Below are 17,326 nucleotides of genomic sequence, written 5' to 3' on the forward strand. Positions count from 1 at the left end.
TCTTAATAGGGATTCAACTTCTTCTTATTTCTTCCCTTATACTTTATAATAACGGGGTGATTTTCCCCATAGTGGGGATTTTGCTTTTTGTAGATCGGATGGACCCTACTCCTGTATTCCCTATTTCCATGAGCATGGTTCATTTGTGCTTTACATGTTTTTAAAAAGCATCGACGAAGTTCAGGAATACGGTATGTTGCACCAACATTTAAATAGAAGGCGTTGAACTTATGCGTGATACTTTGGCCTGATTCAGGGAAATTAAGTTTGTAGCTTTTAATTTCATAAGAAGGCCGGACGAACAATTTAAAATATTCCGACATTTCACGTTCAACGGTTACTCCAAGGTTGACGAACATACCTTTTTTAATGGAACCGGAATCAAAATCTTTTCCGAGTTTATAACCTCCGATATTTGCATCAACGACCAGGAGGTATTCGTAATAGCGATAGACCGATGCACCTAATGAGACGAAATATTTTTTTAAGAAGAAACTTGAAACATCGGGAGAAAAATTATTGATCCTGTCGCCGTAACTTAACGGTTTGAATTCACCAACCCGCGTAAACTCAAAAGAATATCCTCCGCCGATTCTGTACCGGTCAAACTCGACATGTAGTGTTGCCCGCAGGGGAATGTTAAAAGATTTGCTTTTGAATCCTATACTTGCTGTATCAGAGTTTACTAGAAAAGCACCCGCTTGAGTGGTATTGCCGGAAGGATTAACCGCATTAAACCAATTAGAATATCCTGACGAAGGACTTGATGGTTGAAATAATTTAGGCACGGAATCAGGGTTTTGTAAAATTCCAAATCCGTCTAATTCATGTTTGAAAGTTGTACTGCCATAACCTGTGCTGAGGCCGAAGGTTATTTTGCTTAGGATTTTCCGAAGCACACCATTGCCTTGCCTTTTAATATAAAAATAATCCAGCGGAACAGTTGCGTCCGATTCATTTTCATATTGGCCGAATGCCTCTGTAAGAGCTGAGAAGCTACAGAGAAAGAGCGTGGCTATAAAAATATAACGCTTCAGAAAAAAAGATTTAAATCTCTTAAATTAAAAAATGTAAGCCATTCATAATCTGGCCATTGAAGGCTAAAGGTAATTGAAAATCCCGAATGATCCTATCTTAGTAATACCTGTAAGGAGCAGTCACAGTTTCTAACGACGAAAAGGTATGAAATAGTGTTTGCCCCTTTTTGGCCGTGTAAGTGAAGTTATAGTCGATATTCCGTTGATTATGGCTTTGTAAGGTAAACTTGACCGGATTGATGCCTTCCTTAAGTGGCGCACGCGAATAAAAAATACTGTGTGGAAGTGTCTGCCAATTTCGGGTGTCGGCTTTTTCTGTGATGGCATTTACAATTCCGATGACGGCCCCCAGACGCTCATCTTCCTTTCTAAGAGAATGTTCCGTTGCCTTTTTCAATGCGGCACGAAGCAGGCCCTTGCCAAACTCCTGCAACATCCGTTGTCTCAAACTATGAAAGGCTATCTTATTGATATCTTCAGCCAACTCCAAAGAATATTCCATGGAATCAACTTGCAAATGCGCCGTATGAAAATATAAACCGCGTTCGCGGTATCGCGGGAACGCAACCCTGAATACTTCGAGCTTCGACAAGTCTGCGCGATCCTTGGATTCATGCACGGCAAACGAAAAATTCAATCCCATGTCCGCGTTCGCAAAAACCATCGTATTACCATCGCCAGGATGAATGACGAAATTAATACTCCACTCATCTTTTACAGGACCCAGACCGTTGTGCCAGAAAAAAACTAACTCGGCGTCTGGCTTGCTCACTGTAAAATCGTGCATTTCAAATTTTGTTTTAAACTGCTCGAACTCATCTTTAAAGCCAGTCCACGATGCCGTATTTAAAAGATCTTTTTTTAACTGAAGCGGTACCCGCATGCCAAACAGTTTAGCATATTCGTTTTCGTACACTTCAACCGCATTGCGATAAGCGATAAATGCATTATTATAGTCTTGCGTAGATTGATAAATAATTCCCATGAGGGTATGGACGAATGCGTCCCTCTGGAATTTTTCTTCCGAAACATACTTATCATTCAGTTGATTGAGACGAATATTCAGCCGCCGGCATTCCACCAATGCTTCCTCCGGTTTATTCATTTTGATGAAGTTAATTGCCTTAAAATATAACACCATCAGATGTTCATGATCTTCACCCCGATAGGATGTTACATTTGGGTTGCTGAAGTATGCAGTGGCTTCGGCAACGTAGTTGATGTGATAATCCTCTCCAAAGAGAAACGCCTTTTCAAAATACGTATTACTCTCCTCATATTCACCCAGAATAGAAAGTAATAATCCCTTGTTTACATTATAAAGAAATTTTGTTTTGCCTTCGCCTTCACGCTCTCTTTTCTTTAGGGTCTCCAGTGCTTTTGTTAAATCACCTTGCTCAAACTCTTTATTGAAATCAAAATGACTTTGATAATACGTGGCACAGGCGCTCACGACTAATGCAACAGCACAGAGGCTAAAAAAATAAACGCATTTTGTAAGCGAGGGCATCACTAATTTTTAACAAACTTTTTAATCTCGTGCTGACCGTACCAAACGCGTTTATTTGTTTCAATATCGGTTAAGAAGAGCGTTGTGATATAGTTTACAACCCGTTTCTTATTGTAGGTATCAGTTTCAGAAGTCATCTCACCAAACAGCATCACGTCTGCTCCCGTCTCTTTTCCCCATCGCGCCATAGTTGCTGGGTCGGCGAAGTCCTGCTGTTCCGCACGTTCTTGTCTCAGTTTATCACGAAACTCGTCTGACTCCACCAAGTCCGCAAAATTGGAATTATAGATTGCCATTTCGAATTTCTTGATGTAGTTGGCAGCATCAATATGCTCGCTGGTCTTATTCTTGATTATACCAACGATGATGGTAGGCTTTTTCCCATTCTCCTGAGAATACTCTTTAAATCTTTCAGAGGTAAACAGTTCATTAATCATTTTTTCCGCTACCATTCTGGAGTCAGAATCATTCCACCGTCCGCTTAAATCAATTTGTGTGTCGGGACTAATGCGTGTAACACTACGCTGGCAAGACACGGAGATAATCAGTATTAAAACTATCCAGGATAATTTTTTCATGTATTTTTTTATTTACGAGATACGATACTAACTGTTGACGCCGAACAAGCCGCTTGTAGCGGGATGATGAAATGGCTTCGGCTTCGCATGTAGATGTTATTCAATGTAGGTAGATAAATCCAAAAATCCTGCCGAAACAAAAGTGCCTCAAGCATTCATTTTGGAGTACTTTACGGATCAAAGGTCTTTTAGTTGCCTAATTGTTTCAGTGGGGTTATCAGAATTGAATACAAAGTTGCCGGCAACAAGAATATCCACACCAACATCAAGCAGTCGTCGGGAATTTTGCAGGCTAACTCCCCCATCAACTTCGATCTTGGCGCCAGATTTATTTTGTGTTATTAATTCCTTTAACTGTGCTACTTTTTGGAAAGTATGTTCAAGAAATTTTTGGCCGCCAAAGCCTGGGTTCACAGACATGACGATAACAAGGTCCAATTCGGCAATGACATTTTCCAAATCGAAGATCGGGGTATGTGGATTAATAGCGACGCCTGCTTTACAACCCAGCGATTTGATCTGCGATATGTTTCGCTGAAGATGATGGCAAACTTCGACATGAACGGAAATATGGTCAGCACCAGCCTTTCTAAATGCCTCCACGTGGTGTTCCGGATTCACAATCATGAGGTGCACATCCAATGGTTTTTTTGCATGCCGTTTAATCGCCTCTACTACCGGAATTCCTAATGAAAAATTGGGAACAAATGTTCCGTCCATCACATCAACGTGAATCCAATCCGCCTGGCTGTTGTTGATCATTTTCACTTCACGTTCAAGGTTTGCAAAATCTGCGGCAAGTATAGAGGGTGCGACTAAGTGATTGGACATGTTGTGTTTTAGCTTACAGTCTTAAGCCGTGGGGCTGTGGGTTGAGGACGAAATTATATTTCCAAGTTTAAAAATACAGGAAAGTTTGAAAAAGCTTATACAGTGATTAAAATCTAATCCAGCAAGTATTTGTAATAACCCGCGAATCCCGGACGATAGAATAGAAATCCCTGGTCTCAAAATACTCCGCGTGCACGCCGTTTACATTGTCATAGCCGACATTTTTTAACACCAGCTTCGTACGCATAATATGGTAATATTGTGAAGCTACTAGAATAGCGTTCACGTTAAAATTTAATCGCTTAAAATTTCCGGCCGTTGCTTTTGTGGTATTACCTCGTTGTCAACGATCACCCTGTCGTGGAGCCCACCATTTTCAACTAAGTATTCGGCCATTTTGTTCCTTCATAAAATCCCTCCTGGCCTAGTCCACCGCTGACAAAAATTAAATGAATAATCATTGTACAATTCATGGCCTTTATCAAGCCTTCGTCTTAACCTTTCCGATAAACTACTATCGCGGTTGACTTTATTCCTAAAATGATGCAGACATCGCTTTTTACACGCTCATCATGCAATCCATCAAACACAATTAAAATGTATGGAAACAAACGATTAGAAATGCATTCTATCCTTGACGATTTTCAGCATTTCGTGGGAGTCATGCATGTTTAGACTTTGATCATTCTAAACGTAAACTTTCTATCGCCCCATAAAATCCGCATAAAATATAACCCTGCCGGCAAGCCTGTAACGTTCGAGGTATACGTCCGGTTTAGCCACGAAAAGTTAACATCAGCTTGATAAACAGTTTGACCCTGTGCTGTTAAAACCTCTACCTTGCATGAACCAACCTGGCCGGGGTCATTGGGCTTAATTGTAATAGTATCTTTGGTAATAGGGTTGGGATAAATCTCAAAGATGTTTTCCTGATGTGAATCTTCCACATAGTTAACAACGGCCTTAAAATTAGGAATGCCGTAGCCCAAAAATTTGTCAGGGTTATTGGCTTGGGAAGCCGATTTGCGGATAGCCTCTATAACCTCAATATTCGTGAGATTAGGATATCGCTGCCACACGCCTGCGGCCAAACTTGTTATCAACGGTGCGGCTAGTGATGTACCTGAGGCTGTGCCCAAGGTGCCGTTCGGTCTGATCACGCTGGTATTTACTCCTAAAGCAGCGACATCAGGTTTGATCCTGCCATCAGCGGATGGGCCTATGGAGCTTGAGCCAGAGCGTTGTCCTGCGCTATTTACATTGGCAATCGCCAACACGTCTTTCGCATCTGCCGGCGCTGTAATAATCTGCCATGAAATCCCTCCTTCGTTTCCTGCACTGCAAACAACGATGACACCCTTGTCGGCCAACCTCTGCGCAGCGCGACTAACGATGGTAGTTTTTCCATCCATAGCACCTTTTTCATAATCCATAGAGGTGTAGTCAAAGTCATAATATCCCAAGGAAGAATTTACAACATCAACGCCTGCACTATCAGCGCGCTCCGCAGCAAATAACCAATTGTATTCTTCTATGCGGTACTCACTACCAACATCCTCCGTGACGAAAAGCTGATAGTCAGCATCGTACGATCCGCCAGAATAAAAACCATCCTGGTAGGCAGCAATAACTGAAAACACCTCCGTGCCGTGTTCATCGTACTGAAAAACGTTTTTACTATTCGTGACAAAATCCTTCGAAGCTGAAAGATTAATTCTGTTCTCATCGAAGATGTGCTGAAAAGGCGGGGCTGTATTGACTCCAAGAAAGCCGCCATCAAAAATCCCGATTAAAATATTATCACCTTCATATCCGGCGGCATGCATTTCGTCCAAACCTATCATTTGCAACTGTGCTTTCGTAGAAGATGCGGTCTTTAACTCTTTTGTCTTTAAATCAACATGCTTCCGGCCCTCCACTAATAATCGCTCATATGGTGCAACAAATTCTACCCGATCAACAAAAGAAAGATTCTCAATTGCAGGGATTGATGAAGCATCACATTGCACCAATACACCATTCATCCATTTCGTCGTAAAGAAAGTGTTTATACCAAGGTCACGAACACCTTTTACATAATTTGGGTTAACGGGCAAGTCCATCTCTGAAACAGAAATTGCCTGACGAATCCGGCGATCGACCGCACGTTGTGACAAAAAATCTAATGGCTTATTGACGGTGAAAGTCGTCCCGGCCTTGTCTTTGAAAAAGACAATATAACGGTTGACCTGAGCCAATCCTACAGAAGCTGCAGCGAACAAAAAAATCACTACCAGTTTACCACTATTCCACACCATGTGATTTGATGGTTTGCGTATAAATGACCCCACTCTCCACTTGCTGCTGACCGAGGCAAGAGCCTACGGAACAATAATTCAAAAACTTAATTTCGCGGGAAACAAGGCCTACATGTCGCGCATAGATTTCCTTTCGCTGATCCAACGTGACCACAAAATCCTCGTTGTCATTTTGATTGATCACGATGCAATCATCATACGTTTTTCCGTTTGTCTCAAAGGATGTCTTCACCTCTTCGATGGTGTAAATATCTTCACCGTTTGCATTAAATTGGTTTCCATCCCATTCCAAATTTTTTGCTACGGGCAGTTTAATTTTTAGAAAGGGGATATTTTCTTCATTCACCACAACCTCGCGACTACCTATTCTCACTGACCATGTATCGATGTATGAGAACTCAGCTTCACCCTCCGCACGTTTACTTCGGTACATCACATATGAATAATCGCCTTCCGCATTTTTAAACGAATCAGCTACCAATACCTTTAGTTCGTAAATTTCGCTTTGTGGTACGCCCAACGTATATTCCGTTTCATTCACTTCATAGATTTGAAATACTCCCTTTCGGATAGGAAAATAGTCTTTACCGGTATCAAAAGATGGGTTTTCATCTGAAGAATCACATGAGACAACAGCTATTGATAGAATTGCGATCAAATATTTCAAAAAATGCTTCACCGATAATTTGTTTTTCTTCTAATTGGCCTGCCCCGCGGCGGGCTTACGTGAATCCAACCAACAGTTTGAACGTAAGCCTTACAAAGTTATTTTTTCTTACACACTAAAACTATGCCCCTTAAAACATTCGTAAAAGTTGGAAGCATTACAAACCTTACCGACGCACGCTATTGTGCTGGTATGGGTGTTGATATGCTTGGATTTCGCACTGTAGAAGGACAGCAAAATTACATCGGACCATCAAAATTTCAGGAAATTCGTGGCTGGATTACCGGGCCGTTGATTGTTGCTGAGATCTATGGATTGACCAATGCCGATGAATTAACTGCTATCATTGAAAACTACAAACCAGATTACCTCGCCTTGGGAACAGCTGAATTGGAATACCTATCCTTCATGCCCCTCCCCTTTTTACTTAAAATTGACGAATCCACCCAAACGAAAAATCTTCCGTTTGCCCCGGCCTATTTCATCAGCGAAAAACCATTTGAATCTTCCCTTCCGCTGCTGGTTGGAATACAAAACATAACAGACGTAAATATGGCGCTCACCGATTCGCGGGTAAGCGGAATTGTGCTGCAAGGTGGCCTTGAACTCAAGCCCGGGCTAAAGGATATTGAAGTCATGCACGAGGTTCTTGAATCATTGGATGAAGATTGAATGACCGCATATAAAATTGCCTGATTGCGCAGTTAAAAATTACGTTGTTGTTACTCGCTTTATGAAATCTATCATGTTAGATTCGTATTAATCAATCTGTGTAAAAAAGTGTTTATGAAACGAAACACATGTCACAAGGCTGTGAGAAAATGTGATGCATATTCCAATTCCGGGCTCATAATTCTATACAGGACGCACGCATGTGAATGGTCGAATACCACTTGAAATGCGGCCGTCTTGTTAGTTCGTGTGGTTCGCAATTCAGTTAAAAAACTTTTATCCGAAAATGTATACGGAACACATTAAACCTTAACATTTCATGAAAAAAATCTCCTTATTTATTCTTGGGTTTTTCATAACGACATGTCTACCAGCACAAATATTTAATGCTCGCCCTGAAGGCACACAAAAGCCAGTCTTACATGGTAACGAATGGATGGCTATCACTGGAAAACCTTTAGCAGCTACGGCAGGCGCTATGATTTTTCAAAAAGGCGGGAATGCTGTTGATGCAGCATGTGCTATGGTCGCGGCAACTTGTACGATGTGGGACGTGCTCAGTTGGGGCGGTGAAACGCAAGCCTTGATTTATAACCCCAAGACGGGCAAAGTCATCGCCATCAATGCCCTGGGCGTGGCACCTACAGGAGCAACGCCGGAATTTTTTAAGAGTAAAGGAATGAATTTTCCTCCCGAGTATGGGCCGTTGGCTGCAGTTACCCCGGGTACGCCGGGTGGAATTTGTACCATGCTGGCAGAATACGGAAAATTAAGTCTGAAAGAGGTGCTAGCGCCAGCAATGAAATTGGCCGAAGGTTATGCAATAGAAGCACAAACCGCGAACAGTATGGAACGCGGCAAAGACATGATTAAGCAATGGCCTTATTCGAAGGCAGTATTTCTTCCACACACTGGCGAACAACGTGAGGCACCGGAAGCCGGCGAAATTTTCAAACAAGCCGATTTATTAGAGACCTTGAAGAAGATGGTTGAAGCCGAACAGCAGGCACTAAAAAAAGGAAAGAGCAGAAAAGAGGCTATTTATGCTGCCAATGACAGGTTTTATAAAGGTGATATCGCAAAAGAATTTGTCCGTGGTTGTCAGGAACAGGGAGGTTTAATTACTTCGGCCGATCTGGCGCAATGGAAAGTTAAAATTGAAGAGCCGCTAAAAGTTAATTACAAAGGTATCGATGTTTATAAACTATCTCAATGGACGCAGGGTCCTATGATGTTGCAAGCCCTCAACATACTTGAAAACTTTGATCTCAAGAGCATGGGATACAACTCTACAAAATATATTCATACGTTATATCAAACAATGAACTTAACATTTGCTGACCGTGATTTTTACTACGGAGATCCCGCCGTCTCTCCCGAGGAACCTATCAAAGGTTTGTTATCAAAGGAATATGCCAAAGAGAGAGCGAAGTCAATCAATCAAACCAAGAACGATGCAAAGGCTTCACCTGGCGATCCCTATCCATTTGAAGGAAAAGTGAATCCTTACCAGGATTTTTTAAAGCAATGGACGCAGACATCATCCCAAAGACCGGCGAGCCCAATGGACGAGAAGTACCTTCAAAATTTTTGGCTTGGTACAACTTCGGTCGAAGCTGCCGATAAGGAAGGGTGGGTTGTATCCATTACGCCAAGTGGCGGATGGATGCCCGCCTGCATAGCTGGAAAAACTGGTGTAGGAATGAGTCAACGCATGCAAAGCTTTGTTACTGATCCAAAATTAAATCCCTTCAACGTAGTGGCTCCTGGCAAACAGCCACGTGTCACCCTCACGCCTACGCTTGCCTTGAAAGACGGAAAACCTTTTCTATCATTTGCCGTGCAGGGCGGCGACTCTCAGGACCAGAACCTATTGCAGTTTTTTCTAAATGTGGTTGAATTCGGAATGAATGTTCAGGAAGCTGCAGAAGCACCAAACATAAACAGTTACCAATTGTATCTCTCTTTGGGCGATGAAAATCGGAAGCCCCAGCCTGGAGCGATCCTGCTGCATTCAAGCACACCGGGATTTATTCGAAAGGAATTATTCAACATGGGCTATAAATTATCCTTTGATGAACGTACATCAGGTCCTATCAATGCAATTTATTTTGACTGGAAGCATGGTTCTTTCTGGGGAGGTTCCAGCAATCACGGAGAAGATTATGGGATTGGATGGTGATTCGGAACCAAAATACCTTTATTGGCGGATCGCTGATGAATGAAGTACAATAGCAAACAACAAAAAAAACACCCTAATACATTTTACTTATGAAAAAAACGAAACTGATATTGATGGCAATCCTATGCTATGGAAGTGCCGTCTCCGCACAGACAGTCCCATCCAAAGAGGTTCAACTTAAAACAGCTGTTCTAGCAGCACCTGAAGCACTGCGCGAAAAAGCGATGGTATATGGCTATTCTGAAAAAGGAGAATTCATTGTCTTAAGAAAAGGTGAAAATGAAATGGTTTGCATGGCTGATGATCCGAATCAAGCAGGACTAAATGTTTCCTGTTATCACAAGGACCTTGAGCCATTCATGGCACGTGGACGGGAATTGAAAAAAGAAGGAAAATCTTTTCAGGAAATTTTTGACATCCGTGAACAAGAAGTGAAAAACAAAAAACTAAGCATGCCCTCACAGCCAACAACGCTCTATGTATATGCTGCAAAAGATGACCAGTTCAATCGCACAACCGGTGAGGTTAAGGACGGCAACTTGAGATATGTAGTTTACATACCTTTTGCTACGGCTGAAAGCACAGGATTACCATTAAAACCGGAGGCACCGGGTATGCCGTGGATCATGGACCCTGGAACACATCGCGCGCATATCATGATCAATCCGCCACCGAAGAATTAAGGTGCCTCTGGATTTCCCAGAAAAGGGAAGAACTAACACGATATGTAATAAAGCATTTGGGGTTGGCATCTACCCTATCGATTGCATCACTACGAAGCGTGTTCTTATTAATGATTAAATTGAGCGGAAACCATTGCCTGTTAAGCATTCGGTTTCGAAACCTTTCTTCTCATTTTGTGGGAACAAGAGGATATTTGAACTGGACTATCGTTCTTCCCCCAAAAAAAGAGGCTGTCCTTTTGAGACAGCCTCTTTTATTACCACCGTTTAAAGGTTACAATTTGATTCCAATTTTGATGACCTTTTTGCCTTGACCGTTTTGCACTGACAAGTAATAAAGTCCCGAGCTTACATTGTATGGGGTTAGATCAAATGTCAATTCCTGGACGCCTTTATCCAACTCAAAAGAACCAAGATTTATTTGCTTTCCCGTGAAGTCCATCAACGTAAAATTCCATTCATCCCGCCGCTTTATTTCAAGCTTAACAGAGAACTCATCGGTTTGTGTAGGATTCGGATACACTATAAACTTTTCGTCGACCACCTCCCGGACAATCGGCTTGGCTGGCGCGATCGTTAAAACAAAGTTCACCTCGGTGGTAAGCCCGCTACCATCCGTTACTTTAATTGTAACGGGGAACGTATTAGCATTGACCTCAATTGTGCCCTTTATTAATCCCGTTGCTTTATTTATATAAAGTGATGCCGGCAAATTAATAGTTGAATACGACAATTGATCTCCCTCCGGATCTGACGCTATAACTTGGTACGTCCAGGCTTGTCCTTCGTGTATGACAGCGTTTGGCGGCGTATGAACGATTGGCTTCTGATTGGTTGCCATCGCACTTCTTGCGCCCGATCCACCCGAATACCGACCCACCGCTATACCAGATATCTTTGCGTTGTCGACAACACTGGTAAAAGTGATGTTGATGGTTCCATCCGTGATGTTCAGATTATCTGCACGTAATACACGTGCTGTATTGTTAGCACCATACGTTTGGATCAAATCCAGATTGTTCCTCACAAACTGCCCGTTCTCGATATTAATATTGAAAACCCGTTGACCAGGTTGACCAAAGTAAATTTCTGCCAAATGTAAATCAACGGCGTAGGTACCCGCTTGTCCTACAGGAATCGCATAACTGAAGTTCCCAAATCGCTCAGTCTGATAGATCGGATCTTGTGTCGTATTGGCAATTGCTGTGGTAGTTGAATATGGTGTACCTCCAGTAAAATACTGATCCGCTACCCAAGCCTCTCCTCCAAAATTCTGAGCTGTACCGCCAGCATTAATCCGGATCACATTCGTCAGTGTCGGAGTTCCTCCTGATGATGTAACCGCCAATTGAAAGGTAGTCTGTACCGATGCATTGCTTGCATCAGTCGCTTGTAGTGTAAGCGTTCCGCTTCCTGTTGTTCCGCTCAACGTTAACGTTAATTGTGTGCCCACAATCTGCGTGTTGCTGATTAAGCCTGGATTCGTATTATTTGGAACCGTGAAGGTCAGATTGTTTACGCCTCCATCATCACTGAAGATCTGTCCAAGTTGAAGCACTACGCTTGCTTGTGTATTCGGTACACTCTGTGCTGCTGGTGCCTGCGCTACCGTTGGTGGTGTGTTTGTAGGAGCGCTGCTGTATCGTCCTACCGATATACCTGATATCTTCGCATTGTCTACTACACTGGTGAAAGTGATGTTGATGGTGCCATCAGTAATATTCAAGTTATCCGCACGCAATACATTCGCTGTATTGTTAGCACCATAGGTCTGGATCAAATCAAGATTGTTTCTAATAAACTGCCCATTCTCAATATTAATATTGAAAACCCGTTGACCTGATTGACCAAAATAGATTTCAGCCAAATGTAAATCAACGGCATAGGTACCCACTTGTCCTACCGGAATCGCGTAGCTGAAGTTTCCAAATCGCTCAGTTTGATAGATCGGGTCTTGTGTCGTATTGCCAATAGTCGTCGTCGTTGAATATGGGGTACCTCCACTAAAATACTGATCCGCTACCCAAGCCTCGCCTCCAAAATTCTGAGCCGTTCCACCGGAATTGATTCGAATCACGTTTGTCAACTGAGATCCAGTAGTGGTACTTGTTATCCTCATAAAATCCCAGGTAGCGGAAAAAGGTGTTTTATTTCCGCAAGATGCGATAACGCCTACAGCAACAGCATCGGTATGGTTAAGCAATAAACTGAGAAGATTTCCTGACACCGTAAAACTTTCGCCGACATTGACTGGAGTCGGCATACTGGTACTTTGATAGCGGCATTGAACCAAACCTGTTTCTGCATTTACCTCAATGAAGAGATCGATTTGTGATGTCCCGAGAATATTTGCGACGGGAATCATTTGCTGATGAACGACGGCGCCGTTTTGTTCGGAAAGAATTTGAAAACCAGAATTGCCGTTATTGGCATGCAAGACAAACTTGAAATAATTATCCTGATCACCGTTTCCGAAATATATGCCGACTGACTGTGTGCCCAGCGCAGACCCTGTTGCACCATTAAAAAAAGGTGCTCCTAAAAGTCTGCCGTGTAACGTAAATGTAGATGTGGCCGGTGTAATTGGAATTCCAAATTGAAAAGCATATTGCTGGTTGTTGGTGACAGCATCTCCAGGCTGCGCAGGAACGGATAGCGCCCCCACGGCTCCTCCAGCAATTAAAGCTGGATTATCAACGTCGAATTGACTAGCATAGTTATCGACATAGTTTGCCATCAACCCCGTATGCCCAATACCAAATAAACCAGTACCTGGATTACCATTCAGAAAAGGATAATCCAAAGGAAGTTGTGTATTCTTACCGTTGTTCGCATCCAATGCGAATTTGTCCATAATATCGTTTAGTCCATCATTGTCATCATCTGCATCCCTAAGGTCTGATGTAAAATCCTGATCAAAGTCCGTTGGCTTACTAGCTGCTGAGCATGGATCTGTACCATTAACTGTTTCATCGCCATTGCTGTAACCATCTCCATCATCGTCACGGCTAAAATTGTTAATATCACCAGAGCAATTCGTCGGGGTGCCGACAGGTTCAAAAACAGTTACACCAGGTTCAGCATAAACAATAGACCAAATTGTACCCGGGAAGACGTCTGCGTCTCCCTGTGCAATGACATCCAATGGAAGACCTCCAAAGCCACTAAACAGTTTTGACACACGCGTTACCGCAGTTCCATCTTCTGTTAGTTCAATACGATGTATTCCACTATCCCACGATGCGGCTAACAGGTCTCCTGCCATAGCGCCATTAAAAAAAGCAGTGGATGTGTACTCAGCCATTCCGTTGGTAGAACCACCCCACGTATAGAGTGCACCATCATTAACACCGGGGTTGCGATAATCTGATTCAATAGGGTTAGCCAAAGAGACTGGATAAGGCGGCCAATCTACTGTAGGATTTTGTTCAAAGTGACCTTGACCGGTTGCATTATCAAACCAATACCAACCTGCCCCGGCAGGGTTTGCACGGATGGGAACCGGATGCCCAGCATAGTAGCCACGGCCGGTTACATAATGCAAACCATCGCGATTGTTTATTTTATCATCATTTAAGGTCGGTTCAATCGAGCCGGGTTCGTCGAAAAGGCGGTTATTGGTAACGTTAGGCGTGCCTTCATTTTCCGGATACCCTCCCCAACCTGGATTTCCACCATTGCCGATGGTATACATGCGTCCGTTTTTACCAGGTGTTTTGGTAATCAAAAGATCGTAACTCAACCTAAAACCTGGCGCATAAATTTGAACTGGCCCGCCGATAACGAGTTTAGCTTGATTAAGTCCATCGTTACCGCCAAAAGGATCACCAACATCAGTGCCATCAGGATTATTGGGACGGGTTGGATCATCCAAAGTGGGTAATGTATAAGACCCTCCGAATTGGTTGTCGATCATATCTAAATCAATTTCAAGAATCGCAGCTGACAACGCATATTCTCCCAGGAATCCAAAATTATTGGACGGTGAACCGCCGTTTGTATTTCCTCCCTGCGCTACATATAAAATGTTATTAACTTCATCCAATGCTAATCCATTTGGTGAATGATTTTCTTCGGCTCTGGGAAGGCCTCGCACCACATGAACCATTTGCCATGTGTTTCCAACTTTTGTCAATTTTGAAATCATCCCTGAATTTGTGTCAAGGTCAATGTCACCTAACTCTCCACCCCCTCCGATTCTAAAATCGCTGGAGCAAATGTATAATACCGGATTCGCTGCTGTTCCAGTGACAACAAGTCCGGTAAGCTGTCGCCGGGCGACATTAAAAAGCCCACCTCGATCATCGTGATTCTGGATAGTCTTTATAAGATTAATGGTCTCTGTATTGGTGACTGCATAATTACCCGCACCATTTTTTTGCACAGTGTAAGCGAAGATGGTTCCATCTTGTTGAGTAACATACAACCTGTTATCGCGACCGAAAGCCAAAGTCGTAGGATAGTCAAGTGTTGCTCCGGTCAATTTGCTGGTGGTAAAACTTATACCAGCTTGCCCCTGAGCATCCCAAGCAAAGCCAATTGCAAGAAGAAAAGCTACAGACAGTAAAAAGTATTTCATATTGGTGTGATGGTTTAAGGAGTATTTTATTGTCTTTGTAAAAATCGACTACAACTTATGAAAGTATGTTCGTTGGCAAGATGACCGCCGTCTTCATGTATCATGATTTCTCTCACGGGTCTTCAAAAAAGGTGTCAGATTGTAGCTATTTCGAGAGGCGTTTTTCATAAATGATAATAATCTTTTAGCGTAATGACTATGGTCATGCGTCTTAAAAGATTAAAAAGAATTGCTAACAGGAACAATTTGTCCCATTGGCAATGAGGTGTATCATCTTGAGATATGTTACGTTTTTGAGATCAGTGTTTCTATTTTTCTCTGGATGGCTTTTACATCGGCAATAAGACTTAATTTTTGCCCGTCGGAGCTATTATTTGCAGTGCCCTCAGATGCGCAGAGGAGGTAATGATATTCAGCGCCCCGCTTATTAGCCAGATCATAGAAGAGATGTCTAACATATCTATCCGGAAAAAACTCAAGTACTTTTGTTCCAGGCTCGCAAAAAACAAGGTTTGAAAGGCCGGCGCCATGTGCGCCTACAACTAAGCTCGCAGAATTAAAAATATCCGCTTGCTCAACAACGGAAAGCCCAGACAAATAATGAATCTCAAAGTCATACTCCTTTAACATTTCAATCAACTCACTCTCATTAATTACCTTTCTATTCACAGCAGCATCTCCGCGGGCAATGTATATGCGTTTGTCGCGCACAATATTTTTTTTGGGTCTAACAAAACTATTGTATAGAAAATCACAAATCCATTTGGGATGATGGTCGTCAATTCTCACATAGGAAGCAACAAAAAGCTCATCTGCTTCAAGGTGCTTCACGGCCTCACCGTTTATGATTTTATCAGGCGAAATGCCAAAATGCGTTAGGTATTCCTTTTGATAAGGATATATATAATTTGGAACGAGGAAATAATCAATTTCATCAAACAAGCCCGATTGCTTTAACAAGAATATTTTGGGGATAGCATCAAATACCCAATGATAATAGTAGGTGATCGCGCCCCCTCCAGCCAACATACTGAACACTTTTCCCTTATATTTCTTTGGTGCTATGAATTGCTTTTCACGAAATAAGATATTGTGCTTTCCACTGAGGACGTTATCATTACTCCATTGAAAGGACACTTGTTCTACAAGCAAATTTTCCCGTGAAATCACAGCCATGTTTGCCGCATCATATGAATATAACCGGCCGTCCTTAATTCCTACTATAAAATCACCCGGAAATTGAACGGACATAATGGGCTTCGCATAGGGTGAACAATCCTCAATAAATCTTTTCTCCAGATCAAGCGTAAGGGTGTAGGGTGGTGCAATTTCAATGTATTCGATTGAATCATATTTCTTTTCCTTCGACACATTCGTAATTCCTACCGGCCTGTATTTTATATTGCGGGGCACAAATTTGGAAAGCAGCCGTAATCCCTTACGATATACTTTTGCCGGCAATGTTCTTATTTCCATAAAAAATTTATTATTCCGTTACCTTATTGCAAACCTTAAATATTGTTTTTCGCCAGGTCCTTCAATTGCTAAAATGTATAGACCAGCATTAAGTCCAAGCGTCGATAAATCAAGATCAAGGAGTTGGTGACCCCTTGACAACGTAAACACACCCAATTGAAGATCGGCTCCTGACAAATTCCACATGCTCAAGTTGTATTCACCTTCAGATTTGACATTCAAAGAGAGTGTAATATTTGCCCCTGCAGGATTTGGGAATATGAAAGATTCCGCCGAGTATCTTTCGGATGGAGATGGAAGTTGCGGGATTTCATCAGAAAATATTTTCCTTGCGATAGCCGTCTCACGAATGTATTGACCAACCGAGATGCCGGATATTTTAGCATTGTTTATTCCTGTTGTAAAGGTAATGTTAAGCGTCCCATCCAAAACACTTAAGTTGTCGGCTCTCAACACGTACGCACGATTTATTGATCCCGCGAGCTGGATCAGATCCAGATTTGTTCTCACAAACTGGCCGTCCTCTATATTAATATTGAATGTCCTTGATCCGGTTGCATTGAAATATATCTCGGCCAGGTGAAGATCCACTGCATACGTTCCGGAACTCGGTACGGGAATCGCGTAGGTGAAATTTCCAAAACGTTCACTTTGATAAATCTGATCTTGTGTTGTATTGCTGATCGCGGATGTTGTCGAATATGGTGTTCCGCCGGTAAAGTATTGATCAGCAACCCAAGCTTCTCCTCCAAAGTTTTGTGCTCCTCCACCACTGTTAATCCTGATAACGTTTACCAACTGCGGCGTGCCTGAT

General features: G+C 42.5%; 12 protein-coding genes. 3 read left to right on the forward strand and 9 right to left on the reverse strand.

Features of this window, described 5'->3' with window-relative positions:
* Positions 1–2: 2 nt before the first annotated feature.
* The 6 genes from P2W71_RS14730 to P2W71_RS14755 all read right to left on the reverse strand — a co-directional run bounded on the left by P2W71_RS14730 (position 3) and on the right by P2W71_RS14755 (position 6,932).
* Complete coding sequence (locus P2W71_RS14730; protein WP_276372031.1) at positions 3–899, reverse strand: hypothetical protein; 897 nt, start codon at positions 897–899, stop codon at positions 3–5.
* A gap of 235 nt (positions 900–1,134) precedes the next feature.
* On the reverse strand, positions 1,135–2,547 hold the full coding sequence (locus tag P2W71_RS14735) for a hypothetical protein (protein WP_276372032.1): 1,413 nt from the start codon (positions 2,545–2,547) through the stop codon (positions 1,135–1,137).
* Positions 2,548–2,549: 2 nt separating this feature from the next.
* Positions 2,550–3,125, reverse strand: coding sequence for a penicillin-binding protein activator LpoB (locus tag P2W71_RS14740; RefSeq protein ID WP_276372033.1), 576 nt, complete (start codon positions 3,123–3,125; stop codon positions 2,550–2,552).
* Between the two features lie 177 nt (positions 3,126–3,302).
* Complete coding sequence (gene rpe, locus P2W71_RS14745; protein ID WP_276372034.1) at positions 3,303–3,956, reverse strand: ribulose-phosphate 3-epimerase; 654 nt, start codon at positions 3,954–3,956, stop codon at positions 3,303–3,305.
* A gap of 671 nt (positions 3,957–4,627) precedes the next feature.
* On the reverse strand, positions 4,628–6,253 hold the full coding sequence (locus P2W71_RS14750) for a S8 family peptidase (RefSeq protein WP_276372035.1): 1,626 nt from the start codon (positions 6,251–6,253) through the stop codon (positions 4,628–4,630).
* Positions 6,240–6,932: a hypothetical protein gene (locus P2W71_RS14755; protein WP_276372036.1), complete on the reverse strand. Its 693-nt coding sequence runs from the start codon at positions 6,930–6,932 to the stop codon at positions 6,240–6,242. The genes P2W71_RS14750 and P2W71_RS14755 overlap by 14 nt, the downstream gene beginning before the upstream one ends.
* Positions 6,933–7,043: 111 nt before the next feature.
* Here P2W71_RS14755 and P2W71_RS14760 point away from each other — a divergent pair, with 111 nt between their 5' ends.
* From P2W71_RS14760 to P2W71_RS14770, 3 genes are all read left to right on the forward strand, one after another.
* A complete protein-coding gene (locus tag P2W71_RS14760) occupies positions 7,044–7,592 on the forward strand; it encodes a hypothetical protein (protein ID WP_276372037.1) in 549 nt (182 codons plus the stop codon).
* A 319-nt stretch (positions 7,593–7,911) separates the two neighbouring features.
* A complete protein-coding gene (locus P2W71_RS14765) occupies positions 7,912–9,774 on the forward strand; it encodes a gamma-glutamyltransferase (protein ID WP_276372038.1) in 1,863 nt (620 codons plus the stop codon).
* A gap of 89 nt (positions 9,775–9,863) precedes the next feature.
* On the forward strand, positions 9,864–10,457 hold the full coding sequence (locus P2W71_RS14770) for a hypothetical protein (protein WP_276372039.1): 594 nt from the start codon (positions 9,864–9,866) through the stop codon (positions 10,455–10,457).
* A gap of 274 nt (positions 10,458–10,731) precedes the next feature.
* Here the strand turns inward: P2W71_RS14770 and P2W71_RS14775 are convergent, their stop codons facing one another.
* From P2W71_RS14775 to P2W71_RS14785, 3 genes are all read right to left on the reverse strand, one after another.
* On the reverse strand, positions 10,732–15,036 hold the full coding sequence (locus tag P2W71_RS14775) for a malectin domain-containing carbohydrate-binding protein (RefSeq protein ID WP_276372040.1): 4,305 nt from the start codon (positions 15,034–15,036) through the stop codon (positions 10,732–10,734).
* A 285-nt stretch (positions 15,037–15,321) separates the two neighbouring features.
* Positions 15,322–16,512 (reverse strand): glycosyltransferase family 61 protein, encoded by a 1,191-nt coding sequence (locus P2W71_RS14780; protein WP_276372042.1) that lies wholly within the window; start codon positions 16,510–16,512, stop codon positions 15,322–15,324.
* Between the two features lie 18 nt (positions 16,513–16,530).
* On the reverse strand, positions 16,531–17,326 hold a 796-nt coding region (locus tag P2W71_RS14785), incomplete at its 5' end, for a malectin domain-containing carbohydrate-binding protein (protein ID WP_276372043.1).

The organism is Chryseolinea sp. H1M3-3 (genome assembly GCF_029360725.1).
In the GTDB taxonomy this organism is placed as follows: Bacteria; Bacteroidota; Bacteroidia; order Cytophagales; family Cyclobacteriaceae; genus Chryseolinea.

Excerpts from the sequence above, each read along its gene's own strand:
- P2W71_RS14740 (WP_276372033.1), bottom strand. The coding sequence starts at position 3,125 with ATGAAAAAATTATCCTGGATAGTTTTAATACTGATTATCTCCGTGTCT.
- rpe (WP_276372034.1), bottom strand. The coding sequence starts at position 3,956 with ATGTCCAATCACTTAGTCGCACCCTCTATACTTGCCGCAGATTTTGCA.
- P2W71_RS14735 (WP_276372032.1), bottom strand. The coding sequence starts at position 2,547 with ATGCCCTCGCTTACAAAATGCGTTTATTTTTTTAGCCTCTGTGCTGTT.
- P2W71_RS14750 (WP_276372035.1), bottom strand. The coding sequence starts at position 6,253 with ATGGTGTGGAATAGTGGTAAACTGGTAGTGATTTTTTTGTTCGCTGCA.
- P2W71_RS14770 (WP_276372039.1), top strand. The coding sequence starts at position 9,864 with ATGAAAAAAACGAAACTGATATTGATGGCAATCCTATGCTATGGAAGT.
- P2W71_RS14765 (WP_276372038.1), top strand. The coding sequence starts at position 7,912 with ATGAAAAAAATCTCCTTATTTATTCTTGGGTTTTTCATAACGACATGT.
- P2W71_RS14760 (WP_276372037.1), top strand. The coding sequence starts at position 7,044 with ATGCCCCTTAAAACATTCGTAAAAGTTGGAAGCATTACAAACCTTACC.
- P2W71_RS14775 (WP_276372040.1), bottom strand. The coding sequence starts at position 15,036 with ATGAAATACTTTTTACTGTCTGTAGCTTTTCTTCTTGCAATTGGCTTT.
- P2W71_RS14780 (WP_276372042.1), bottom strand. The coding sequence starts at position 16,512 with ATGGAAATAAGAACATTGCCGGCAAAAGTATATCGTAAGGGATTACGG.